Origin of the sequence: [Clostridium] scindens (genome assembly GCF_019597925.1) — a bacterium.
Lineage (GTDB): Bacteria > Bacillota > Clostridia > Lachnospirales > Lachnospiraceae > Clostridium_AP.
In genome coordinates this window covers 75499-99860 of record NZ_CP080442.1, presented here as the reverse complement: position 1 = coordinate 99860, position 24362 = coordinate 75499, and the positions used below count along the sequence as shown (strand labels likewise).

26 protein-coding genes are annotated in these 24362 nt (G+C 47.2%); 3 read left to right on the top strand and 23 right to left on the bottom strand.

The features are described from left to right. Positions 1–9: 9 nt before the first annotated feature. On the bottom strand, positions 10–705 hold the full coding sequence (locus tag K0036_RS00485) for a response regulator transcription factor (RefSeq protein ID WP_025646228.1): 696 nt from the start codon (positions 703–705) through the stop codon (positions 10–12). Between the two features lie 135 nt (positions 706–840). Next, entirely contained in the window at positions 841–1818 is a 978-nt protein-coding gene (locus K0036_RS00480; protein WP_220430449.1) for a LysM peptidoglycan-binding domain-containing protein, read from the bottom strand. 187 nt (positions 1819–2005) lie between these two features. Between K0036_RS00480 and K0036_RS00475 the strand changes: the two genes are divergently transcribed. Then, positions 2006–2356: a sporulation initiation factor Spo0A C-terminal domain-containing protein gene (locus K0036_RS00475; RefSeq protein ID WP_220430448.1), complete on the top strand. Its 351-nt coding sequence runs from the start codon at positions 2006–2008 to the stop codon at positions 2354–2356. A 408-nt stretch (positions 2357–2764) separates the two neighbouring features. Here the strand turns inward: K0036_RS00475 and K0036_RS00470 are convergent, their stop codons facing one another. Then, positions 2765–2980, bottom strand: coding sequence for a helix-turn-helix domain-containing protein (locus tag K0036_RS00470; RefSeq protein ID WP_025646234.1), 216 nt, complete (start codon positions 2978–2980; stop codon positions 2765–2767). A 115-nt stretch (positions 2981–3095) separates the two neighbouring features. On the opposite strand from K0036_RS00470, the gene K0036_RS00465 reads away from it, so the two are divergent. After that, positions 3096–3404, top strand: coding sequence for a hypothetical protein (locus K0036_RS00465; RefSeq protein ID WP_220430447.1), 309 nt, complete (start codon positions 3096–3098; stop codon positions 3402–3404). Between the two features lie 37 nt (positions 3405–3441). Here the strand turns inward: K0036_RS00465 and K0036_RS00460 are convergent, their stop codons facing one another. The 7 genes from K0036_RS00460 to K0036_RS00435 all read right to left on the bottom strand — a co-directional run bounded on the left by K0036_RS00460 (position 3442) and on the right by K0036_RS00435 (position 8511). Further along, on the bottom strand, positions 3442–4275 hold the full coding sequence (locus K0036_RS00460; protein ID WP_220430446.1) for a DMT family transporter: 834 nt from the start codon (positions 4273–4275) through the stop codon (positions 3442–3444). Positions 4276–4297: 22 nt separating this feature from the next. Continuing rightward, complete coding sequence (locus K0036_RS00455) at positions 4298–4678, bottom strand: GNAT family N-acetyltransferase (protein ID WP_025646240.1); 381 nt, start codon at positions 4676–4678, stop codon at positions 4298–4300. A gap of 30 nt (positions 4679–4708) precedes the next feature. After that, the gene (locus K0036_RS18895; RefSeq protein WP_259283355.1) at positions 4709–4834 is read right to left on the bottom strand and encodes a hypothetical protein; all 126 of its coding nucleotides are present in this window, start codon (positions 4832–4834) and stop codon (positions 4709–4711) included. A 248-nt stretch (positions 4835–5082) separates the two neighbouring features. Next, entirely contained in the window at positions 5083–5898 is an 816-nt protein-coding gene (locus K0036_RS00450; RefSeq protein ID WP_220430445.1) for a class I SAM-dependent methyltransferase, read from the bottom strand. Beyond that, the gene (locus K0036_RS00445) at positions 5895–6497 is read right to left on the bottom strand and encodes a TetR/AcrR family transcriptional regulator (RefSeq protein ID WP_025646244.1); all 603 of its coding nucleotides are present in this window, start codon (positions 6495–6497) and stop codon (positions 5895–5897) included. Before K0036_RS00445 ends, K0036_RS00450 begins: the two co-directional genes overlap by 4 nt. Positions 6498–6854: 357 nt before the next feature. After that, entirely contained in the window at positions 6855–7427 is a 573-nt protein-coding gene (locus K0036_RS00440; protein ID WP_220430444.1) for an HDIG domain-containing metalloprotein, read from the bottom strand. A gap of 283 nt (positions 7428–7710) precedes the next feature. Continuing rightward, on the bottom strand, positions 7711–8511 hold the full coding sequence (locus K0036_RS00435) for an SDR family NAD(P)-dependent oxidoreductase (protein WP_025646248.1): 801 nt from the start codon (positions 8509–8511) through the stop codon (positions 7711–7713). 188 nt (positions 8512–8699) lie between these two features. Between K0036_RS00435 and K0036_RS00430 the strand changes: the two genes are divergently transcribed. After that, on the top strand, positions 8700–9161 hold the full coding sequence (locus K0036_RS00430; RefSeq protein WP_025646251.1) for an Lrp/AsnC family transcriptional regulator: 462 nt from the start codon (positions 8700–8702) through the stop codon (positions 9159–9161). Here K0036_RS00430 and K0036_RS00425 read toward each other — a convergent pair. The 13 genes from K0036_RS00425 to K0036_RS00365 all read right to left on the bottom strand — a co-directional run bounded on the left by K0036_RS00425 (position 9158) and on the right by K0036_RS00365 (position 24333). Next, positions 9158–10012 carry a DUF4392 domain-containing protein gene (locus tag K0036_RS00425; RefSeq protein ID WP_025646253.1) on the bottom strand — a complete coding sequence of 285 codons (855 nt, stop codon included), beginning with the start codon at positions 10010–10012 and terminating at the stop codon, positions 9158–9160. The two genes, K0036_RS00430 and K0036_RS00425, sit on opposite strands and share 4 nt — an antisense overlap. Positions 10013–10063: 51 nt before the next feature. Continuing rightward, on the bottom strand, positions 10064–10834 hold the full coding sequence (locus K0036_RS00420) for a LamB/YcsF family protein (protein ID WP_220430443.1): 771 nt from the start codon (positions 10832–10834) through the stop codon (positions 10064–10066). A 27-nt stretch (positions 10835–10861) separates the two neighbouring features. After that, positions 10862–11650, bottom strand: coding sequence for a putative hydro-lyase (locus tag K0036_RS00415; RefSeq protein ID WP_173694702.1), 789 nt, complete (start codon positions 11648–11650; stop codon positions 10862–10864). Then, positions 11651–12559 carry a biotin-dependent carboxyltransferase family protein gene (locus K0036_RS00410; RefSeq protein ID WP_173694701.1) on the bottom strand — a complete coding sequence of 303 codons (909 nt, stop codon included), beginning with the start codon at positions 12557–12559 and terminating at the stop codon, positions 11651–11653. Beyond that, positions 12550–13290, bottom strand: coding sequence for a 5-oxoprolinase subunit PxpB (gene pxpB / locus K0036_RS00405; protein WP_025646259.1), 741 nt, complete (start codon positions 13288–13290; stop codon positions 12550–12552). Before pxpB ends, K0036_RS00410 begins: the two co-directional genes overlap by 10 nt. 19 nt (positions 13291–13309) lie before the next feature. Then, the gene (locus K0036_RS00400; RefSeq protein ID WP_025646266.1) at positions 13310–14155 is read right to left on the bottom strand and encodes an aminotransferase class IV; all 846 of its coding nucleotides are present in this window, start codon (positions 14153–14155) and stop codon (positions 13310–13312) included. Positions 14156–14358: 203 nt separating this feature from the next. Then, positions 14359–15297: an alpha/beta fold hydrolase gene (locus tag K0036_RS00395; protein ID WP_220430442.1), complete on the bottom strand. Its 939-nt coding sequence runs from the start codon at positions 15295–15297 to the stop codon at positions 14359–14361. Next, positions 15298–16677 carry a citrate/2-methylcitrate synthase gene (locus K0036_RS00390; protein ID WP_412193713.1) on the bottom strand — a complete coding sequence of 460 codons (1380 nt, stop codon included), beginning with the start codon at positions 16675–16677 and terminating at the stop codon, positions 15298–15300. A 50-nt stretch (positions 16678–16727) separates the two neighbouring features. Next, positions 16728–17603: a 16S rRNA (adenine(1518)-N(6)/adenine(1519)-N(6))-dimethyltransferase RsmA gene (gene rsmA, locus K0036_RS00385; RefSeq protein WP_220430441.1), complete on the bottom strand. Its 876-nt coding sequence runs from the start codon at positions 17601–17603 to the stop codon at positions 16728–16730. 190 nt (positions 17604–17793) lie between these two features. Next, the gene (locus tag K0036_RS00380) at positions 17794–18555 is read right to left on the bottom strand and encodes a TatD family hydrolase (RefSeq protein ID WP_220430440.1); all 762 of its coding nucleotides are present in this window, start codon (positions 18553–18555) and stop codon (positions 17794–17796) included. 19 nt (positions 18556–18574) lie between these two features. Continuing rightward, positions 18575–19561 carry a diaminopimelate dehydrogenase gene (locus tag K0036_RS00375; protein ID WP_173694696.1) on the bottom strand — a complete coding sequence of 329 codons (987 nt, stop codon included), beginning with the start codon at positions 19559–19561 and terminating at the stop codon, positions 18575–18577. 101 nt (positions 19562–19662) lie between these two features. Continuing rightward, positions 19663–21576 (bottom strand): methionine--tRNA ligase, encoded by a 1914-nt coding sequence (gene metG, locus K0036_RS00370; RefSeq protein WP_220430439.1) that lies wholly within the window; start codon positions 21574–21576, stop codon positions 19663–19665. Between the two features lie 426 nt (positions 21577–22002). Continuing rightward, the gene (locus K0036_RS00365; RefSeq protein WP_220430438.1) at positions 22003–24333 is read right to left on the bottom strand and encodes a transglutaminase-like domain-containing protein; all 2331 of its coding nucleotides are present in this window, start codon (positions 24331–24333) and stop codon (positions 22003–22005) included. Between the last annotated feature and the right edge of the window lie 29 nt (positions 24334–24362).

Genomic DNA, 24362 nt, shown 5'->3' with positions numbered 1-24362 from the left:
AACTCCCTTCTAAAGCTTCTCCACCTTATATCCGACTCCCCATACTACCTTCAGATAACGGGGCTCTTTTGGATTGATCTCTATTTTTTCACGTATATGCCTGATATGTACCGCCACCGTATTATCTACGCCAATGGCGTCCTCATTCCATATACTTTCATAGATCTGGTCTATAGAGAATACTTTCCCTTGATTTTTTACCAGCAGTAGCAGAATATTATATTCGATCGGCGTAAGCTTCACTGGCTCTCCATCCACCGTTACTTCCTTTAAGTCATCGTTGATCGACAGGCCTCCAACTTCATAGACCGCTTCATTTTTATGATTCGCAGTACTGCCAAGCTGCGTATAACGCCGAAGCTGCGACTTGACTCTTGCAACCAGTTCCAATGGATTGAAAGGCTTCGTCACATAATCGTCCGCACCTACGTTAAGGCCAAGGATCTTATCTGCGTCTTCGGATTTTGCCGAAAGAATAATGATTGGCATATTGTTGGCTTCCCGGATCTTAAGGGTGGCTCTGATCCCGTCCAGTTTTGGCATCATGACGTCGATTACCAGAAGGTCTATCTTCTCCTTGCCCAATACCTTCAGTGCTTCTTCCCCATCATATGCCTTTAATACTTCATACCCTTCCTGGGACAGATATATATCGATGGCCTCTACGATTTCCTTATCATCATCACATACTAATATTTTAGACATTTTCATCACCTCCCTTATACTATACAAGAATAGCAGGGATTTTTTAAGAGCAATCTGGGAATTTTCTTAAGATATTATGAAAAAAAGGCCCGGCTTCCAGTATCTGGATTCCAGGCCAATTTTCTCTTCTTCCTCTCATACTCTGATCGTAGTTCCCGCATAGATCAGGTTGGGATTGCGAATGCCGTTCAGGCGCTGCAGCTGCGCCACGGTCGTTCCAAACTTAAGGGCAATTCCGCTTAAGGTATCCCCTGGCTGAATGGTGTAATAGCGCACTTTTTGCGGATTATATCCCAGTGGGATCAGCAGACGCTGTCCCGCATAGATTAGATTGGGATTAGAAATGTTGTTGTACGCGGCAATCTCCTGATATGTCGTTCCAAACCTAAGCGCTATCCCGCTTAAGGTATCCCCAGGCTTAACGATATAGGTAATCACGTCATTGGGTTCCGGCGTCGCGGAATCCGGCGTAGATACCTCGCCTCTTAGCCGATTCAGTCCAGCCCTGGATATTACATTTGCCAGATCATAATAGGCAATATCCTGGTCAACGTTCCCAGATATGCCATTTACTCGCCCAGTGTCACTATACTGCCAAATAGCCATTCCGCTGACAGCTGGCTCTGCAGCATACTGCGCGTACCAGAGCGCATACTTGCTTCTTAAGGAAGCGTCGAACATCCGGTTAAGAAAATCCAGGTTGCTGTAATACATGGCAAAATATCCCAACTCCTCAACTCTCTGACAGAATGCATCTACCAGAGAAGTGGCCAGTTCCTTTGTCACATTTACGCCTTGATTTTCCGCATAGTCTACCGATGCATATTCAAAGTCAAAGCAGACCGGATACTGTACCTCGTATCCGGATATGGCATTAATGCAGAATTCCGCCTCCTGCCTGGCCATTTCCGGCGTATACGCATAGGAAAACCAGTACACTCCGAACGGCAGCCCAGCCTGATTGCACTGGCTGGCATTTCTCCTGAACTCCTGGTCCACGGTCCCTTCTCCATAACCGGCCCGGATCATGGCAAACTGTATTCCGCCCGCTCTTACGGCCTCCCAGTCTATGCTGCCCTGAAATCTGCTTACATCTATTCCATGGATGCTCATAATGTCCCACCTTCTTTTTTATATACTATATGTTGATTCTTCTGTTTTTGTTAACTTGGATATGTCGAAATGAGTCGAACTCTTACTTATTGTGTCCGAGTCGCAACATATCGAAGAAATATCCTATATAATAGAAGCACATAGCATATTTGTTTTTCAATGTAAGGCATTAGATGAGGAAAATCACATGAGCGAACTAGAAATCGAATGTCTTATACGTGCTCTTGGCATCGGCGCAACCTACCGTGGATACCGGTATCTGAACTATGGGGTGAAACTATGTTTGAGAGACGAAGACTATCTTCTGTCCGTGAGCAAATTATTATATCCTCAGATTGCAAAATACTATCATACTACTAGCAGCAGCGTAGAAAGAGATATCAGAACCGTCATTAGAGTCTGTTGGGAAAGAGGCAACCGCCGCCTGCTTCAGGAAATTGCCCTTCGTCCTCTTGACTCGCAGCCTACATCCAGCGAATTTTTAGATATCCTTACTGCTCATTTAAGGCAGAAAGAAGCCGTAGCCGTGCTGGTTTAGGTTTTCTTCCCAAGTTCTTAAGTCCTTCTTAAGAATTTTTCTTTTTCTTTTAGAGATTCAACATACTTTGGACATATTTTTCTTTTATACTTAGATTCAGATAGTTGATTAACACTCACTATCTCCCCCCCCCTCATAAAGTAAAACACCGGATATAGCCCGGTGCGCACTTTACTCTCATTCCTTTAGATAACTATAACAACAACGAAACCCGTTAGCCGCAAGGTTAGCGGGTTTTCGCTCTGTATCCGGCTTCCCCGGATTCTCCTTTTTTCCTTTTTGACTATAGCAAATATCAAGTCCGGCCGTTATAATATAAAATCCATACAGAACATGGCGCAGCCATAAAAAATCAGATGTCTATGACAAAAAAAGAAAAGCCTGCACAAATCTCTCTCTGGCAGACTCCTATTCTTTCACATACACTATTAATTCTCCGACTTCACATTCGAAATATTCACATAACTTACAGATTAGATTTGCATCCATCCTCTGGAATTCATTCCTGCAATATCTGTTAAAATTCGATCTTGGAATATCCAGTTCCTTACAAATGGTATTTTTACTGACACCTTTTTCTTTAAGCAATTCTTCAATCTTTAACTCTAAATGACCATGTCCCATATACCTCACTCCCTGCACAAAGTATATTCGATAAATTTTTATATAGTAATTCACTATACAGTGAGGTACTATACAGTTATCCTCTCTAAATAATTTGAAAGCGAGATATATGAACATGAAAAAGAAGTTAATTATCTTATTTCTAGTAATCCAACTGTTAAATGGTGTTAATTACTACATTAATCTCCCTGATTACCATGTACTTAGCAGCATGTCATTTAATACTCCTGGAACCAGAGATACCGAATTAAAAGTTCTTGTCTATAAATATTGGAAATCAGATGAAATCATCCGGGATATCGAAGATAAGCACAATTCTATTAATGGCACTCCTGCTACCCTAAAGATTGATCTATACTATTCCAAGCGGGATATCTGCCATGGGAAAGCCCCTTTTAAAACCATATTCTTCGACTATAGATAAAAATGTCATTGCATACTTTACGACATTTTTACATGCTTTATGCAATGACTATGCTGGACAGTATCAAAATCAATCCAGCAATCCCCAGGAACCCAATATTTTCATGTAATACGGCCACGCCAAGCAAAGTTGCTATCGCCGGACTTATTGCGCAAAATATACCGGCGCGCTCCGCTGAGATTCTGCTTTGAGCCATCGGCTGTAATGTAAAACCAAAGCAGGTACACACAACTGCAAGAATTCCTATCATGATCCACTGCCTGCTTCCAGCTGGCAGTGCGGGAGTTTCAAATAGAAAGGATGCGGAAAGGGCAAGAACGCCCATGGTACCAACCTGTACGATTCCTATACACAGAGGATCGCCAGAGCCTTGGGATACTTTTGCCGTCACAATAATAGCAATGGCATAGAGTACCGCTGACAGCAGTCCCCAAAAGACGCCGCCAGTAAGTCCGCCCTGCGCCAAAGTGAGGCAGGCCACGCCAAGAAACGCCGCCAATGCGCTGATCATGATTCTTCCGCTTGGAAGCCTCCAAAGTAGAATTGCCTCTAGCAATGGTACGAAGATGATCGCGCAATTTTCCAAAAGCGAAACCGTGGAGGACGAAGCCTCTTTCAGCGCAGTTAGCTCTGCACTCATGACAAGGAAGAATAAAATCCCCACAATAACACCGGAAATCACGGTTTTAAACGGCATGTCTCTTAATCTTTTAAAAAACAGCACTGCCAGAATTGCAAATGCCAGCAAGCAGCGTATCGCCAGCAGATTAAACGTGTCTATGTACTCCAAAATCATTTTGCTAAATATAAATGATGTAGCGCGGGCAGCAATAACGGATGCCAGCAATACCTCATACTTATGTTCTTTCATAACCTAAAATGCCTTTCAAATTTTAGTCTTCTTTATCTATTAAATAGGATTGCAGACTCTTCTGACATCCGTTTTTTTCATAAAATCCTTCTGCTCCTGGCTGTGCGCCGAAATACAGCATGGTCGGAGTGTTATCTTTGGCAAGCGTTAGCAGCCTGCTCCCAATTCCTTGCTTCTGATACTTTGGAAGAACAAGCAGTTCTGTAATGGTTCCAAAATAATAGCCGTCTGAAAGAATCCGCAGACAGCCCACAAGTTCCTTTTCATCGTAAGCTGTGATATTCAATGTTCTCGACAGCGCAGCCTGCGTCTTATCCAGATCATAATCCCCTGGCCATACCCTATTCACAAACGTAATAAACGTTGAAGCATTCAGTTCCTGGTCATTCACTTTATATTCCATTATCTCTTGTCCTTTCTCTCAATTTATCAGTTATAAATCATAGACCATCATGATCTCTTCCATTGTAACACTCCGCTTTTTCAAAGTCACTTCATTTGTATTCGGACATGCTGGACTGATGGCCTCTCGTCCGTTCTTAAATGCCCTCCTAAGCATTGCTTAACTCCTTCTTAAGATGTTTTTAAGAACTTTTCTTTTTCTTTTAGAGAATGAAAACACTTTGGACACAATTAGCCTTTATAATAAGTATCAGATAGTTGATCAACACTCAACTATCTCCCCCCTCATAAAGTAAAACACCGGGGAAGGCCCGGTGCGCACTTTACTCTCATTCCTTTAGATAACTATAACAACAACGAAGCCCGTTAGCCGAAAGGTTAGCGGGTTTTCGCTGTTTCTACATATTATAAACCATTTATATTTCTCACATTCTTTCTGAATACATCAACCGCATGACTCGTAACGCCAATTAGATCTTCCCGCTCGCAGGTCGTAAAATGGTATCTCAGGTACCATTCAAAAGTATCATCATCCATTGCGTCCAACGCTTCCCGCATCAGTAAGGCGCAGCCATCTGTGGCCACATAATGCAGCCGGGTCACTGGGAATATGGACATTAACTCGTCGACATTCTCCTTACGGACAAGTTCAAACAAGTCCTTTGGCTCAGACTTGGCGGCAAATGTTTCAGCGTCAAGCAATCCTTTCCTAATATATTCTGCAACATTGATGTTGCCACGATGGAATCCCTCGTCAAGAAGACATCCATCGGAGATCACATACGCGGCAAAAACCACGCCGCCTGGTTTAGTTACGCGAATTGCTTCCCGCAGCGCTTGTCTTTTATCCTCTATACGGTAAAGGTGGTACAGCGGGCCCAACAGCAGCGTAATCTCATATTTATCGTCTGGATAGCCGGCTAAATCCATAGCATTTCCTTGGGTGATCGTTATCGTTTCGTCTGGTTTTGTATTTTGACGAAAAATATCTATATTGTGCTCCACCAGTTCTATTGCGTCAACCTCGTATCCCTGACGTGCCAGCGCGTGGGAGTAGCGTCCGGTACCCGCGCCGACTTCTAGCACATGGTCGCCGGGCTTTATATATTTTTCAATGTAATGCATCGTGGTGAGGAACTCTACAGAGCCATGCTTCATTGCCAGGCGGCTATCCTCATCATAATGATTGTAAAAGTCGATCAAATGTTGATTAGTTCTCATTTTGTACTCCTTAGATATTCATCATTCCAATCTGGTTTCTCACGCTTTATAAAAGCCGACAATACATTTGCCACCATTGTTTCAGCGCTGCTCCTATCTAATGTTATCTTTTTCGTCGCCGTTAGGACTGCTATGCCGTGGGTATAAAGGAATAAATCCAAAAATATTACTCTTGCGCGTTCCAGCCCTATTCCAACAGTTTCTGAAAAAAGCCTTGCCCTTTCCTCATTATCCGCTTCTTCATAAAAGTCCTTGGCCTCTTTCATCTTCAAATCCATATCATTAATAAATAATAACTTAAATAAATGAGTTTCTTCCCGGGCAAATTCAATGTAAGAAAGAGGAAGGAGCAATAAGGGGCTGACCTTCGTAGAATTGCGATAGTCAGTGACATACTGCTCATAATATTCATAAGCAAAAGCAAGAAATTCGTTTTTTAATTCATCCATATTTTCATAACAGGTAAAAATAGGCCGGGTAGAACATTGTAATCTACTTGCAATACTTCTTGCGTTTACCGTTTCGAATCCTGTCTTTCTTGTAATTTCCAGGACCGTATTTAAAATCATCTCTTTCGTTATTTTTGCTTTTGGCGGCATACTGGCTTACCTCTATATAAGTTTTATTATGTTACATCAGTTACGCAACTATTGTTACATTTTAATCTAAGAATGTCAAGCAGAGGTTTTTGTATCATTTTCTTCTCCTTCTTAAGAGCTTTTTAAGAACTTTTCGTTTTCTTTAAGAGAATGAAAACACTTTGGACACAATTAGCCTTTATAATAAGTATCAGATAGTTGATCAACACTCAACTATCTCCCCCCTCATAAAGTAAAACACCGGGAAAGGCCCGGTGCGCGCTTTACTCTCATTCCTTTAGATAACTATAACAACAGCGAAAACCCGCAAGCCTTATGGCTAGCGGGTTTTCGTTGTTATTGATTACTTATGCCAAATTATAGATTCCCTTTTAATCCGATTTCTTCCGCATTTTCTTTCATGCCCTCTATCGTTTCACGAATGACGGTATCCAGATCCATTCCCAACATTTCACAGCCGCTGCGAATCACATCTCTATTTACGCCGGCGGCGAAAGATTTATCTTTAAATTTCTTCTTTACAGATTTCACTTCCAAATCCAGCACGCTTTTTGAAGGACGCATTAGGCAAAGCGCATTTATGAGTCCGGTCAACTCATCGACCGCGAACAGTGTTTTTTCCAGATTGCTTTCTGGCTTCACATCTGTACAGATGCCATACCCATGGCATTTCATTGCACGGATGTACGTTTCATCGACTCCAGATTCGCGCATGATTTCTTCTGCCTTTTGGCAATGCTGATCTGGGAATTTTTCATAGTCTAGATCATGCAGCAAGCCTGCAACGCCCCAGACTTCGCTATCTTCATCGTTCAATCTGGCAAAATGTTTCAAGACTGCCTCAACTGCTAAAGCGTGTTTACGCAGCGCCGGCGTCTTTGTGTATTCCGTAAGTAGTTCCCAAGCTTCTTCCCTTGACATTTTATTCATTGTGATACCTCCATTTTAAATTATTTCTCCTGCGTTATGTATACAGCGGTTTGCCATCACCTCATATTGAAATTGTCAGACAAACTAATCATAAATTGTTAAATGCCATGCCTGTTTGGTATGATGGACATTTGTATCTTATATCTTACACTCATTCAATTTATCTGTCAAGTTTTGAAAGGATAAAATTTATCTTCGAATAATTAATATAGATAAAAGAGACAGCCACTCCTGGCTGTCTCTTTTCCTGATTCTTCTTTTGATTACATTAACCCATGAAAGCCTACCCGCGGGCGTCTGAGCGTTCAGACAGATCTCCGAATATCGGCGTAGCCAATCCGAAACCTCCAGATATAGTTAGGATCTGGCCTGTGGTGTATGCGGCATCGTCGCTTGCGAAGTATACTACTGCTGCCGCGATCTCTTCCGGGAGTCCCATACGCTGGATTGGCGTATGCTTCAGGAAGAAGTTGCGGAAGTCATCCGTCAGATTATCCTGCACCGCGTCTGTTGCCGTCATTCCTGGAAGTACCGCATTGCATCTGATGTTATGCCTTGCCTCGTGTACGGCGATCAGCTTCGTCAGATAATTAATTGCCGCTTTGCTGGTTCCATAGGCAATCTGAGAGATATCTGGTATCAGTCCTCCTACGGATGAGATGTTGATGATGCTTCCGCCTCCATGTTCCGCCATATACTTGACAGCCGTCTGGCTTGCGATAAATACGCTCTTCAGATTGATATTTACCGTCTTGATGAATACCTCCGGGTCTGTATTGGCAATTCCAAGATCTTTCTTGGGATTTGATGAGCCGAAATTATTTACAAGCACGTCAATGTGCCCTTCTTGTTCGATGACTTCCTCAATCATCGTCACGTATGTCTCTTCTTTTGTCGCATCATTGTAAACATACTTTACATTGCCGCCTGCCGCATTCATCTCGTCAGCCCGCGCCTTGGCACGTTCCAGATTCCTGGCGCCCATGTAGACTTTGGCTCCTTCTTTCGCGCATGCCTGAGCGATAGCCAGGCCAATGCCTCTGGTGGATGCTGTGACCAGAATCACTTTGTCTTTTAACCTCATGTGTAGTCCCTCCATATGACTTATTTTTAGTATTCCAGATATCTTTCCTATTCATGTAATCATCATCCGGATACTTTTCTTAAGTATAGCATGTACGAAAAAAACTCCCGTGACACTTTTGCCTTTCTTACTGTCATATGTTAAAATAAACACAAGGTTTTTTATCTACTTTTTAAGGAGGATGCAAGGTGGATCATCTGGATTATGAGATTCTTAAAAACTTAAAAGAAAATGCAAGGATGAAGGCCTCGGATATCAGCAAGGCTGTCCATCTGTCGGTTTCCACCGTCATTGAGCGAATTCGGAAAATGGAGGCTCTGGGCATCATTGAATCTTACACCGTCATAACCAATGATTCCCGGATTGGCAATGCCGTCACTGCCTTGATTGAAGTGACTTTGGAGCACCCCCGCTACAATGACTCCTTTGTGGAGAATGTAGGAGAGCATCCGAACATCATTTCCTGCTATTACCTTACTGGAGACTCCGACTACATTCTGAAGGTGGCCTGCCGTTCTCCCGAGCATCTTGAACATATCCATCAGTGGGTCAAGGGCCAGGCCGGAGTATGCCAGACCCGCACCCACTATGTACTGCGTACGGAGAAGAATATTCACGCAACTCTGCCGCCCGGGGATGATTCTGCTTAATAGGATCTCACGGCCCTATGCAATTCTTCCAGAATCTCACGCTCTACCTCCAGCGAGAATCCATCCACGCTCATGGCCTGCTCTTTTGTGACTCCGTCTACACTTCCCATCCTGACAATAGTCTTCAGATAATTTTCAATCTCCTTATATGTAGGAAGTACTTTTATCTTCTTAATCTTCTGCATATACGCCGCCAGCGCATATGCTCCCCAGTTGGATACTGTGGCGATAATAAGGGCATCCACTTCTATATCGCAAGGGGTCAAGGCCAGTTTGCTCATAATGACTTCTTTTAGATTTCCCATTCCGATCTCATTGCCGCCATCGCCTACCCCGAAGGTAGGAATCCCTTCTTGCCTGGCCATTTCAAACAGGATGTCGGTTCTTGCGGTCTTGTCCTTTATGCTGATCCCCCGCATATTTGCATAATCATTCTGGACATTGCGCCCGCATCTTTCTATGGAGATCAGTGCTACCGGCTGGCATTCCTCCAGCAGTTTCTCATATTCCTCTTTTCCATCGCCAAGATGCACATATTTTACCTCCAGGCCTTCTACTTCGAAGAATCCCTTACAGTATTTATCCGTAACGATTATGGGATGGTAGCCAAGTTTGGCCAATGCCTTTCCTAGCGTCATCGTCCCAAGCGGCCCGTCCGTCTCTGCATGCCCTTCCACATAGAACCCTGTGGTGAGCAATATATTTCCATATGGCAGAGATAAGAGTTTCTCCACGGCTTTCTGGCAATAATGGGTATCCATATATTTTCGCAGTACATGCATGCCGCGTTTTGAATGGCGCAATATAATATCTTCTACAGTTTCCCTCTTAACCTGTGCTTGTGCTTCCAAACTATGTCACTCCTTTACATCTCATATCCCCGGCCTGACATCTCAGGCAGTCTAGCCAATGACTTCTTTAAGCGGTGCTATCGTAATCCCCTCTGCTTCCAGCGTCTTGCGTATCTTCTGAACAAATGCAAGTGCCTTCGGCCCATCTCCATGTATACAGACAGAGTGGGGGGTTACCGCAATCTCTTTTCCGGTGATTGCTGTAACCTTTCCTTCCTTCACCATCATTATGACCCTTCTGATCGCTTCTTCTTCATCTGTAATCATGGCGCCTTCCTTGCTTCTGGCCACCAGAGACCCATCTTCTTCATAAGCCCGGTCGGCAAATACTTCCCTGGCTGCCTTAAGCCCGATCTTTTCAGCCGCCTTAAGCATCTCGCTTCCCGACAGGCCGAGCAGGATCAGTTCCGGATCGACTTCCTTGATTCCCTGGCAGATCGCCAGGGCCAGTTTCTCATCTTTTGCTGCCATGTTGTACATGGCTCCATGAGGCTTCACATGCGCAAGTCGCATGCCTTGCGCTTTACAAAGTGCCATCAGCGCTCCCATCTGGTACTGTACCATTGCCTTTACTTCTTCCGGGGAGACTGCCATGTTACGCCTTCCAAACCCCACCAGGTCTGGATAGCCAGGATGCGCGCCGACACATACATTCTGCTTTTTTGCCAGCGCAACCGTCTTGCCCATTACCATTGGATCGGATGCATGGAATCCGCAGGCTATATTTGCGGAGGAAATGTAGGGAATCACTTCTTCATCCATTCCACAGATATAATTTCCGTAACTTTCTCCAAGATCGCAGTTCAAATCTACCGCATACATTCTTTATTCCTTCTCTCTGATATATCGTTAATATTTTAATTCCACGTTTTTCACATCGGTGATCAGCATATGACCCGGGGAATGCGTGATAACAAGATCCGGCCTGACATTCATGATGACGTTCTGAGGCGTCACGCCACAGGGCCAGAATACTGGCACTTCGCCATCCCGGATTGTGACGCGGTCCCCAAAATCCGGCTGGTCAATATCTATAATCCCAATCACTTCAGGATCTCCGATATGGATCGGCGCGCCATGGACCCGTGGCATCTCTCCTGTCACCATCACTGCCTCAGCCACCTGATCATAGGGAAGCGGCCTCATGCTGACCACCATGTTTCCTTCAAATACCCCGGCCGGCGTACAGGGGATGTTCGTCTTGTACATTGGCACATTGCAGTGTTCCTCAATATGTCTCACCGGAAGCCCCGCATCCAGAAGGGCCGATTCAAATGAAAAGCTGCATCCGATCAGGAAGCTGACAAAGTCATCCTGCCAGAAGTCTTCCACATTTCCGTACTCTCCTTCCAGTTCTCCCTGTCTGTAGATGCGGTACTTCGGAATATCTGTTGCGATATCCGCGTCATCAGCGATGTAATGCAGTTTCCTGCTCCCCACGTCGCTGACTTCCAGGATTGGGCAGGACTTGGGGTTCCTCTGCGTAAAGAGAAGGAAATCATAAGCCAGTTCTTTTGGCAGGATTACCAAATTGGCCTGGGCATATCCGGCACACATTCCGGAAGTCGGGCCCACGATCTTCCCTTCACGGATCAATTTCCTTACCTCTGTCGGCTTCATATCATAATAATTCTTCATCTAGATTCCCCGCTTTCTGTTGATCTTCTGCGCTTCTTCTACGGATATCCGGACAAATCTGACTCTGTCCCCGGGTCTACCCTGCACCAGTTTGGGAATATCAAAGGAGCACACGGTGGCAATCTTCGCATATCCTCCTGTGGTCTGCCTGTCGGCAAGAAGCACGATCGGCCTTCCGTCGGCCGGTACCTGGACGGAGCCCAATGCGATCCCGTCCGATATGATGTCGGTGCCGGAAACGCTTTCGATCTTCTTTCCTTCCATGCGATAGCCCATGCGGTCGCTCTGGTCAGATATGGTGTAGGTTTCTTTATAGAAGGTCTTCTTGCCTCCCTCGGTAAAGTACTCCGCCTGAGGGCCTTCTACCACTCTTACCGTGATTTCCGACAGATACTGACGGGCTTTGACACGCCTGTCTTTTATCTGGTCAAAGTCTTTTCTGTCTGCCCCGACAGCGATTTCATCTCCTGCCTTAAGCGGACGGCCTTCGTATCCTCCCATCCTGCATTTCATATTGGTAGCGCGGCTTCCAAGGACCACCGGGACATCCAGGCCTCCGGCAACGGCCAGATAGGAGCGGCACCCTTCTTTTGCCATGCCGAACGCAAGGACATCCCCTGATCTTACCGGAACCGGCTGATTCATGGCTATGGGTCTGTCGTTTAATGTCGGCTCCATATCTGCACCCGTAATAGCGATTATCCCATCCTCCGTTAATTCCATCGCTCCGCCAAATAAGGTAAACTCCAGGACGGCTTCCCCGGACTCATTTCCTACCAGGTAATTTGCCTTCTGGTATGATTCCAGATCCATGACCCCGGAGGTTCCTATGCCGGATTTCTGATAGCCGAACCTTCCGGCATCCTGCACCGTAGTCAGCGCTCCGGGCATTGTGATTTTTATGGACATCCTTCTTCACCTTCTTCCACAATTTCTACCTGATAGTCTCCTTTTACTACCTGATGGCGGATCTCATAATAATCGCCGATGGTAATTGGTACAAAACGTATGTATTCTCCGGCCTTGCAAAGGATTGGCTCTTTTCTGTCCGGATCATAGAAGTCGACAGGGGTTCCTCCCATCAGCCTCCAGCCACCCGGAGACGCCAGCGGATATATGCCAGTCTGGCCTCCTCCGATCCCTACCGCCCCGGGAAGTATCTTCACGCGAGGCGTCTCAAGTCTTGGCATCTCAATCCTTTTATCCAGACCGCCTAGATATACGAAACCAGGAAGAAAGCCCATCATATAGATCTTGTAGTCCACGGAACTGTGGATGTCTATAATCTCGTCCCGGTCGAGCCCGGTATACGCTTCCATGCTTCTTAGATCCAGCCCGAATCGCGCCCCATAACAGCAGGGAATCTTAAGAATACGCTTCTTCTTTCTGACCGCCTCTCCGGAAATGCTCCCCAATGCCTCTATCCTCTGTCTTAACTCTCCAAAGGAAGTGTACAGAGGATCGTAATATATCATCAGGGACCGAAATGTCGGAACCAGTTCTTCTATCCCCGGCAGATGTTCTGCCGTAATCCTTGCGGCCAGGAGATGAATCTTGTTATTGACGGCATTGTCAATCACATTTCCAAACTCCGCCACCATAGCCCTGTCTCCTGCCGCCATAAATCTAATCTCTCCCATGACTTCACCCTTCCGTCTGTTATTCTGCTTCTGTAGCCTCATAAAATTCATTCAGTACTTCGCTGCGGATGTTCTCCAGCAATTCCGGATTCTTTCCGCCTACCGCCCTGCCGTCAATCTCATTGGCATACAAGCAGAGATTGCTGGAACTTGATACGATTACTTCTTCCGCTTTAAAAAGATCATCCAGCGTATATGGCGTCTCGCTTACCGGAATTCCGAGTTTCTTGCAGGCTTTGATGATATGCGCTCTCGCGATTCCCGGAAGAATCAGGTTATCGGTTGGGGCTGTCACAAGTTTGCCGTCCTGGATAATATGTACATTGCTATGCGCGCATTCTGTCACCCGCCCTCCTGCACGGTAGAATACTGCCTCCTGGCATCCGGCATCCTGGGCTTTCTGCGTCGCCACCACGGAAGGAATCAGATTCAAGGTCTTTATGTTGCAGTGTAGGAATCTTGTATCTTCGCAGGTAATCAATTTTATAGGTTCTTTTCCGTCGGATATCTCTGCCGGCTTCAGCATGATCCACAGGTTGGCCGGTCCTTTTGTATATGCGTGATTGCGGATTCCTGTCCCCCTGGTTGCCTGGTAGTATACAAACAGGTTTCCCGTATCCATCTTATCTACCATCTCCTGCAGGAGCGCCTTTAATTCTTCCTTCGACATCGGCATCTTTATGTCTAACAGGCCTGCGCTGTTAAAGAATCTGTCTACATGTTCATCCATCGCGAATATCTTATAATTTCTGGACGGCCCTGCGTCATAGACGCCGTCGCCAAACCAGCATACGCGGTCGTTCATCGGAATGCTCATGTCCTCAAGTTCGCCAAATTTACCGTTATAATAGCCCAATGTTTTCATCTTTTCTTCCTCCAAATTCATAGTTTATGCAACAAAAAAAGGCACGCAGACAAAGTTCCGACGCCTTTGTCTGTGTACCCTTATATTTTGAGTTTATTCTATTCTTTCAATTATTCATTGTCAATGTTTCATCACATTTTCGAAAAAAATTCGAATCATCCCCATGGACGCCTTATTTTTTTCGGTCAAAGGAGCGCGGCACCTTAAAATTGCCGCGCTCCTTTCTGATCTTCCATCCACTGGAACAGGTCATCATACACCTGTTCCCGGTCTGTCTCGTTTAATATCTCATGCCGGTCACCCTCATACAGATGCATAGATATCTTCTGCATTCCGGCGTCTTTATACTTGGCGAATACCTTTTCTACGCCTTTGCCAAATCCGCCTACCGGATCGTCCTTGCCGGACACAAACAGCATAGGAAGGTCTTTTGGAATGTGCTCCATGCTTTCGTCCCTGGTCAGCGCCTTCATCCCTTCAAACATCTGATAATATGCGCCTAAGGTAAACATGAAGGAGCACAGAGGATCCTCCGCGTACTTCCGGCACCTTTCCTTATCGCTGGTGATCCATTCCTTGGAAGTCTCTCCAGGCTCGAATCTCTTGTTATATCCGCCGAAACTAAGCCGGTCTACGAACTTGCTCCGGTATTTCCATCCCTTGAACGCAGCGATAATACGGCAGATGCACTGTCCAGCCGAAAGTATCAGCGTGCCCTGATAGCCGGTTCCCATGACAATGGCTCCAGCCAGCCCTTTGCCATATAAGGTCAGGTACTGCCTGAGCAGGAACGAACCCATGCTGTGCCCCAGCATGTAATAAGGCGCATCCGGGAATTTCTCCATCGTAATCTCCCTCAGCCTATGTATGTCGCCTATTACATACTGGTTGCCTTTTGTCTCATCAAAATATCCATAATCGGCTTCGCTTTGCACAGACTGCCCGTGTCCCAGATGGTCATGGCCGGTCACATAATACCCGCGTTCTGCCAGATATTCGCCCAGTTCCCGGTACCTCTTTATATATTCGACCATGCCGTGGCAGATCTGCAGCACGCCTTTTATCTCTCCCTCCGGCACCCATTCCATCGCGTGGATCTGGGTCTTGCCATCTCTGGAGGGGTAGTAAAACTCATTTTCCATCTATCTGTCTTCCATTCTGATATAATCTCTGTGGGCCGCCAGCGGCTTATAAGCCGGACGTATGATCTTGTCTACGTTCTTTAACTCTTCCAGCCTGTGGGCGCTCCATCCTACAATACGCGCTGCCGCGAATATCGGCGTGTATAATGACGGCGGCAGATCCAGCATGCCGTATACCAGTCCGCTGTAAAAGTCTACATTAGCATTCACGCCTTTATATATCTTGCGTTTCTCAGCAATCACTTCCGGAGCCATATGCTCCACCATCTCATACAGGGCGTATTCTTTTTCGTATCCCTTTTCCTTCGCCAGCTGCTTTACGAACACTTTGAAGATATCAGCTCTTGGGTCAGATACGGAGTAGATCGCATGGCCCATTCCATAGATCAGCCCCTTCTTGTCAAATGCCTTTTTCTCCAGCAAGTCGTTCAGATACTTGCGCACTTCATCTTTGTCTTCCCAGTCAGAAAGATTTTCCTTCATGTCTTCAAACATCTGAGTTACCTTGATGTTCGCACCGCCGTGCTTTGGCCCCTTAAGGGACGCCATGGCCGCGGCAATAGTGGAATATGTATCGGTGCCGGATGACGTGACGACATGGGTGGTAAACGTGGAGTTATTACCGCCGCCATGATCCATGTGAAGCACGAGGGCCATGTCCAGGATCTTGGCTTCCAGCTTCGTATACTTGCGGTCTTCCCTGAGCATCATCAAGATATTCTCTGCTGTGGACAGTTCCGGGGACGGCGCATAGATAAACAGATCATCCCCCATACGGTAATTATATGCGTGGTATCCATAGACCATCAGCATCGGAAACTGGCTGATCAGGTTCAAGCACTGGCGCAGCACATTCGGTATGGATGTGTCGTCCGCTTTGGCGTCATAAGTATACAGATTCAATATGGAGCGGGACAGGCTGTTCATCATGTCCCGGCTTGGCGCCTTCATGATTACGTCTCTTACAAATGTAGGCGGCAGCGTGCGCCGTTCTACCAGCGTCTCATGGAACATAGACAGTTCCTTCTCATTCGGCAGTTCTCCGAACAGTAAAAGATATGCGATCTCTTCGAATCCGTAATGTTCATCTTTTAAAAATCCCTGTACCAGATCCTTGATATTGTAGCCACGGTAGTATAAGTTGCCTGCGCACGGGACTTCCTTGCCATCTTCGATCTTGGTGGCGCATACGTCTGATATATTCGTAAGTCCGGCCAGGACGCCCTTGCCGTTCACATCACGCAGGCCCCTCTTTACCTCGTACTTCGTGTACAGTTCCTTATCAATTGCATTATTGTCTTCGCAAAGTTGGGCAAAATGCTCAATCTCCGGTGTGATCTCAAACAATGCATACTCTCTCTTTGTCGCCATAGTCATCATCCTTTCTGTTCGTTGTTGTGTTTCAGGTTATTATAGTAAAGTCAATAGCCCTACTGCATATATTGCCACAAACTATTGCTTAACTTTGCAAATTCTTCAAGCGTCAGCGTCTCTCCCCTGACGGACGGCCCCTTTCCCAGCTGCTGGATGGCTTCTGTGATCGCCTCCTTGGGAATATCCAGCCTGTCCGAGTTGTTCAGCCCATTCGCCAGCGTCTTGCGCCGCTGGTTAAATGACGCTCGGATTATATCAAATAGCAGTCTTTCATCTTCTACTTCCACCGGCGGCTTCTCATGCCGTGTAAGCCGTATCACCGCAGACCCCACCTTCGGCCTTGGCATAAAGCAGTTGGGCGGCACATTTGCCACAATATAAGGCTCGGCATAATACTGGACCGCCAATGACAGCGCGCCGTAATCCTTGTTGCCCGGCCCTGTCTGCATACGGTCCGCCACTTCCTTCTGTACCATGACGGTAACGCTGTAAAGCGGCACATGGCTCTCAAATAGCCCCATAATAATCGGAGTCGTAATGTAATAAGGGAGGTTGGCCACGACCTTGATCGGCCGCCCGGCATTTTCTTCCTCCACAAGCCTTTGAATATCCAGTTTTAGTACATCCTCATTGATAATCTGCACATTCTCATACCCGCTTAGCGTATCTGATAGAATGGGTATCAAGTTCTTGTCAATCTCTACTGCGATCACCTTTCCCGCTGCTTCTGCCAGATACTGCGTCATCGTACCAATGCCTGGCCCTATCTCCAGCACCATGTCTTCTTTGCCGATGTCAGCGGCACGGATAATTTTGTCTAATACGTGGGTATCAATTAAGAAGTTCTGACCGAATTTTTTCTGAAATGTAAACTGATATTTCTGTAAGATCTCGATGGTATTCTGCGGATTCCCCAAAGTCGGCCTGCTCATGAAACTTTACTCCCCCAGTCCTGTGTAATATTCATTATTATACAATACTCTGGGCTTTTATGATATACAAAAAAATAAAATAATATTAAGAAAATATGAATTTTCAGAGACAGCCGCCGGTCCTCTGACCCGCTGTTGATGATGAAACGGATGGCATAAAGAGCCATCCGCTTTCTGATTTTTTAATGATTTATAAGCGATACATTTTCCTAGCATTTTCCTCCGTCTGCGCCACGACCTCTTCATAAGTCGTTCCTTTCAGCCCTGCAATCTCCTCTGCCACATACTTGATATACATAGAGTTATTGCGTTTGCCTCTAAACGGCTCGGGCGCAAGATATGGACAATCCGTCTCAAGAAGGATGGATTCCAGCGGTATCGCTTCCACCGTTTCCTTAAGCCTTCTTCCGTTTTTGAACGTAACGACTCCGCCTACTCCGATGTAGAAGCCCATCTTCACATACTCCTTTGCCATTTCCATGGAGTAGGAGTAGCAGTGGATCACGCCTTTAAGCCCTTGTGCGTGCTCTTTCATAATCTGCATCGTATCTGCCGCCGCGTCCCGGCTGTGGATCAGGACCGGAAGATCCAGTTCCCTGGCCAAGTCCAGCTGGCGGACATACCATTCCTTCTGCGTCTCATGGGACTCGTTGTCCCAATAATAGTCAAGGCCGATCTCGCCAACCGCCACTACCTTATCCTTCCGGAATAACTCCTTCATGCTTGCAAACGTCTCTTCATTCAGGCTGCCCACATTATCCGGGTGGACGCCCACAGCAGCATACATGAAGGGATATTCCTGGACCATATCTACTACCTTTTGGCAGGATTCATAAGTAGCGCTTACATTTACGATCGTGCCTACGCCTCCCGCTGCCATGGATTCCAGGAGTTCCCTGCGGTCCTCATCAAATTGCTCGTCATCATAATGTGCATGTGTCTCGAATATCATGTCTCCTCCAAACCTGCTGTTACAGCAACTCGGCGCGCAGCTGTTCCGGCGTCTTCATAGATAAAAGCGCCGGAGCGATATCGAATACCGTCTTTGCCCCTGTCTCGCCTGCCTTCGCCAGACGATAGGCAGCTCTTGCATAGCACACGAGCACGCTGGCCGTGAATTCTGGATTAGAATCCAGTTTCAGGGAATATTCGATAATATGCTTGCTTCCATCCGTCCCCGTCTCGCCGCTTCGGATTACAAATCCGCCATGAGGCATCTTGCTGTGGTTCTCTTTCAGCTCTTCCTCTGTGATAAAGGTAACCGTCGTATCATAATCATCAAAATAATTCGGCATTGTCTTGATGGTCTCTTCAATCTTCTTAAGGTCTGCCCCTTCTTCCGGCACTACATAGCATTCCCGCAGATGCTTGTCCCTTGTGGTAAGCTGCGGCTCGCTTCCGCTCCTTACGCGTTCCACGGCGTCCTCAACCGGCACGGTATACTGGATGGCATTCTTTACGCCTTCCACGCGCCGGATGGCGTCAGAATGCCCCTGGCTTACGCCCTTTCCCCAGAATGTATAGGTGCTTCCCTGTACCAGGATGGACTCTGCATACAGGCGGTTTAACGAGAACATTCCCGGATCCCAGCCCACAGAGATGATTCCTACATGTCCACCGGATTTTGCCGCTTTATCCACATTTGCAAAATATTCCGGGATTCTGGCATGGGTATCAAAACTGTCAATTGTATTAAAATTCTGGACGATCTGGGGCCCCATTACCGGAAGATCCGTCGCAGAGCCTCCGCAGAGCATCATCACATCAATTTTATCCTTCATGGATAACATGTCATCGATATGCTTTACCTCAACACCCTCGGTTGCAATCTTTACGCCTGAAGGGTCTCTTCTCGTAAATACAGCCGTCAGTTCCATATCCTCGTTGCGGGCGATGGCCTTCTCCACGCCTCTGCCAATGTTGCCATATCCCACGATACCAATTCTGATTTTATCCATATTCTTCATCTCCTTTGTTAATTTGACACGTAACACTTTTAAAAAGTGTTACGTGTCACTTTGCATCATATCCTGTCCCTTTTTGTTATTGTTTGAAGATTTTAACTGATCTGTGCGCCAGCCGGCATTTCTTTTTCCGGGGTCATCAGCGCCAGATTGCCTTCTGCGTCTTCCGCGCACAGCAGCATTCCTTCGGATAATACTCCTGCCAGTTTTGCCGGCTTAAGGTTCACAAGCACCATGACTTTCTTGCCGACCATCTCTTCTGCAGAGTAATGCGCCTTGATTCCGGATACGATCTGCTTCACCTGGCTTCCCACTTTCACCTGGGAACACAGCAGCTTCTTTGACTTCTTCACTTCCTCGCAGGCGATGATCTCGCCCACCTGGAACTGCATCTTGCCGAATTCTTCAAATGTAATCTCTGGCTTTGCCTCGATATCAATGACTTCTTCCTCTGCTACTTCTTCAGCAACCGGAGGATGGAGTTCTTCTACCTTCTTCATGACTTCGTCTATGTCGAGTCTTGCAAAGAGAATCTCCGGCTTATCGGTTACTTTGCCGTCGCCCAGCTGCGCCAGAATCTTGGCGGAGGTGTCTGGCATGAAGGATTCCAGCAGCACGGCGCCTGCCTTGATGCTTTCCAGCAGGTTGTAAAGCACCGTCTCCAGGCGGTCTTTTTTAGACTCGTCTTTCGCCAGCGCCCATGGCATGGTCTCGTCTATATATTTGTTGCAGCGTTTGAACAGATTGAAAATCTCTGTGATGGCGTCCGCTACCCGTAGTTCATCCATCTTAGCCTCCACGGCCTTTGGCGTATTCTCCGTGACCGCCTTAAGGTCTGCGTCCACGGCCTTTGCGTCCTCGTCATCCGCCACTTTCTTATCCGTGACAGCGCCGTCAAAATACTTGTTGGTCATGGAGATGGTCCGGTTCACCAGGTTGCCCAAGGTATTGGCAAGATCTGAATTCATGCGCTCCACCATAAGTTCCCAGGAGATCACGCCGTCATTTTCAAATGGCATCTCATGAAGCACGAAGTAACGCACCGCGTCTACGCCGAAGAAGTCTACCAGTTCATCCGCATAGAGTACGTTTCCCTTGGATTTGCTCATCTTGCCGTCGCCTTGTAATAGCCACGGGTGGCCGAATATCTGCTTTGGAAGCGGCAGATCCAGCGCCATCAAGAAGATTGGCCAGTAAATGGTATGGAAGCGGATGATATCCTTTCCGATCAGGTGCAGATCCGCCGGCCAGTCCTTCTTGAACTGCTCCGTGCTCTCTCCATCACAGTCGTAGCCGATGCCCGTGATGTAGTTGGTCAGCGCGTCCAGCCACACGTATACCACATGCTCCGGATCGAAGTCTACCGGGATTCCCCATTTGAAGGATGTCCTGGATACGCACAGATCCTGCAGTCCCGGAAGCAGGAAGTTGTTCATCATCTCATTCTTCCTTGATACCGGCTGGATAAATTCCGGATGGCTGTTAATATGCTCGATCAGACGATCCGCGTATTTGCTCATCTTAAAGAAGTACGCTTCTTCCTTTGCCGGCTGCACTTCGCGGCCGCAGTCAGGACACTTGCCGTCCACCAGCTGGGACTCGGTAAAGAAGGACTCGCAGGGCGTGCAGTACATTCCCTCGTAATATCCTTTGTAAATATCCCCCTGGTCATATAATTTCTTAAATATCTTCTGAACCTGCTTTTCATGGTCAGCGTCCGTGGTACGGATAAATTTGTCATAGGACGTATTCATCAGATCCCAGATCGTCTGAATCTGTCCGGCAACTCCATCTACAAATTCTTTTGGCGTAACCCCTGCCTCTTCTGCCTTCAACTCGATCTTCTGCCCATGCTCGTCCGTGCCGGTCTGGAAGAATACATCGTACCCCTGGCTTCTCTTATATCTGGCGATCGCATCCGCAAGCACGATCTCATACGTGTTCCCAATGTGCGGCTTCCCCGATGTATAAGCAATGGCTGTCGTAATATAGTACTTCTGTTTATCCATTTCTAATCCTCTCCTTGTCCTCTTTGCTGATATATGCACACGCTGCAGTTCTCCATGAAGAAAAAAAATCTCCGATTCTTCTTGATAAGAAAAATCGGAGAAGACGAGACTAACCCGCGTTACCACTTCTGTTCGCTTCTGCCTCGCGGCAGGAAGCCTTAGCAGGTGCATTAAGATACACCCTACCGCGTTAAAGGGCGGACCCTTTGCAGCCTACCTGGACTAACTATATGTAGCCTATCGACTGCACCGCTTGGAAGCCATCTTCCGCCGTATTTCGCCCATCCCTCTCAGCCTGTTCCTGTCCGGAATCCGGGGACTTCTCTGTAGGACTTCCTACCACGTACTCTCTTCGTCACTGCGTTTGCATATAATTCGTACTAAAAATCGTAGCATAACATAGCCCGAACTGTCAAGGGATTGCGCCTATATCTTTTGCTTTATGCGCCATCTGCAATAGCGAATGCGAAGCCGCCTTTGCAGTTTTAATCTCTTCCTCTCCCTGTTCATCTTTTCAATGAAACTCGCCAGGGCTCTCTTCTCATGTGCCCGCAATTCCTCGTCTCCATAGATATGCTTTTCTATCAGATGGCTGACCCTAATGTATTCTCCCTCCTGAAAGGCCGGCACAAGTTCCGTCAATGCCTGTTCCGTCTCCTCCGCCTGCCACCCGGGAATTGCTTCTATCCCAGCCATACGCAGAAATTCGATGACTGCATGGCACAGAATGCGCGCCTTGCCTTCCTCCCCGGCATCCCGGTAATTCCGAGCCAGTCTCCTCAGACATAGATAGCGCCGGCTCTCCAAAAATATGATCAGAGCCGTTATAACGATCAGCACCATGACCCCTGCCCCCAGCACAGCCTGAAGAATGGTTTCGGAAGTCTTGTCCTTTTCCTCCTCCGTCCCTTTCTGACCTTTGTCATTAACCTGATCCGCATCATTTTCCGTATCTTCCACGGCAGCCGTCTGCTGGATTCCCTGAGGCTTCTGTACCATTTCCATCAACGCATATGTATCATAATAGAATCCCGGCGTCACATCAATCGGGACCCAGCCGATGCCATCCGTATAGACTTCCGCCCAGGCATGGCTGTCCTGGCTGGTAAGCGTGACTTTTCCATTCTTGGAATCCGCCACTTCCGCTTCCTTAAGCAGATAGCCTTCCGCATACCTGGCCGGTATCCCGTTTGCACGATACGCCTGCACCGCAGTGGTGGCATATAGCGCCGCATTTCCCTGCCGCCCTTCCGTAAGAAACCAGCGCACGGGCTCTTCTCCTTCCGGCACTGCTTCCGGATTCGCTTTATAAGATGTCATTTCTCTTAAAATGGTCCGTATCCTGTCGGTAGACGTATAGATGCCATCCTTCTCCTCCGGCTTTGCATCGGCCCAGAACAGGAAGTCCATCAAGCCCACCAGGGAATCATCCACGTCCAGATAATTCTCGTACACGAAACTGCGATAGACTGCTTCCTCTTCCTGGTAGGCTTTTTCTTCTTTCCCGGAAGGGCTGGACACCCAGCCTGATACATGAAGCAATTCTGCCGGAATATTTTCTGACCGCTCTGAATAGGCATACTCCCTGCTTCCAAGGAAGCTGGATGACTGGAAATTCGCATCCTGCTCCTGATGAGCCTGCGTCTTCTTCGGCCTTTGTGCGGAATAAGGCATGTAAATATAGTTTCTGCGCGCGCCGATATTTTTAATCTCTACCTGGTTCTTCGGAATCTCCTCCTGCTCTTTTATACTGGCATAGGCGAAATACTGGCTTGCTGTATAGAACCCCTGTTTCTTGAGCCATCCCATCATTCCCGCATTTTCTCCGCCAAACGCGGAATTCTTAAGCGGCGTCCAGATCCCTTCTTCATAGCAGCCCCCTACGAAGCCGCGAAGATACATGGACTTCACTTGCCTTGTTGCAACCTCCAATGTCTCCTCATCCCCGTCAAGCATAGAATCCGCCCTATACATATTGCCTTCCGGCAGCGAATCTTCGCCAAACCGCATGTCCCGGATCTGACGGGCGCTTTCCTTGCGGAAATGCTCGATTCCCTTCAGGCTTTCTCCTCCTACGCAAACCGCTAACGCAAAGAATAGGATTCCCAGACCAGCTGTCCACAATCCTCTCTGCAACTGCCTGCCTCCCTGAATCCGGTGAAGCCACATCCCGACCCCGGCCGTCAGCAAAATGGAGGCAGTCACTGTAGACAAATAGCCTAATATGAGGCCAGGAGCCAGATATAGCATCAAAAGAATTCCGGACAGGACGCTCCTCCTTTTTTGCACCATCTCCCACACGACCGCCGTAACCGCTAGGATCATTACTACGGAAAATGCCTCTATTCCTTGCTGAGTGATCGTTTCTCCCTGAAACAGATTCTTCCCGTCATCATATCTTAGATTCCACCAGCTGATCAGATAATTCATCACTCCCAGAAAGCCGCCATATACCTCCCTGATTCCAGATATGACAGTCCAGATCACTCCGGCCGCCACAGGCGGAAGCGTTGCATATGCGCTTGTCCTTGGGTGAGATGATAATACGGCGCAGCACAGAAGCGCAGCGCCTCCTGCAACAGAAAGTATCCACGCATGCATTCCGCTAAGCGTCACGCAGTCCAGGTAGGATCTAAGCATTCCTATCAAAAGAAGCGCCGCCAGGAGAAACTGCCACAGTCTTTCTGCCTGCATGCTCTTGGATGCGCTTTTCAGTTCTATTCTTTTTACCGCATCCTCCTGGTTTCGCATGCGCATCTTAATGTCTCTCCTTTGCTATCCTTCAT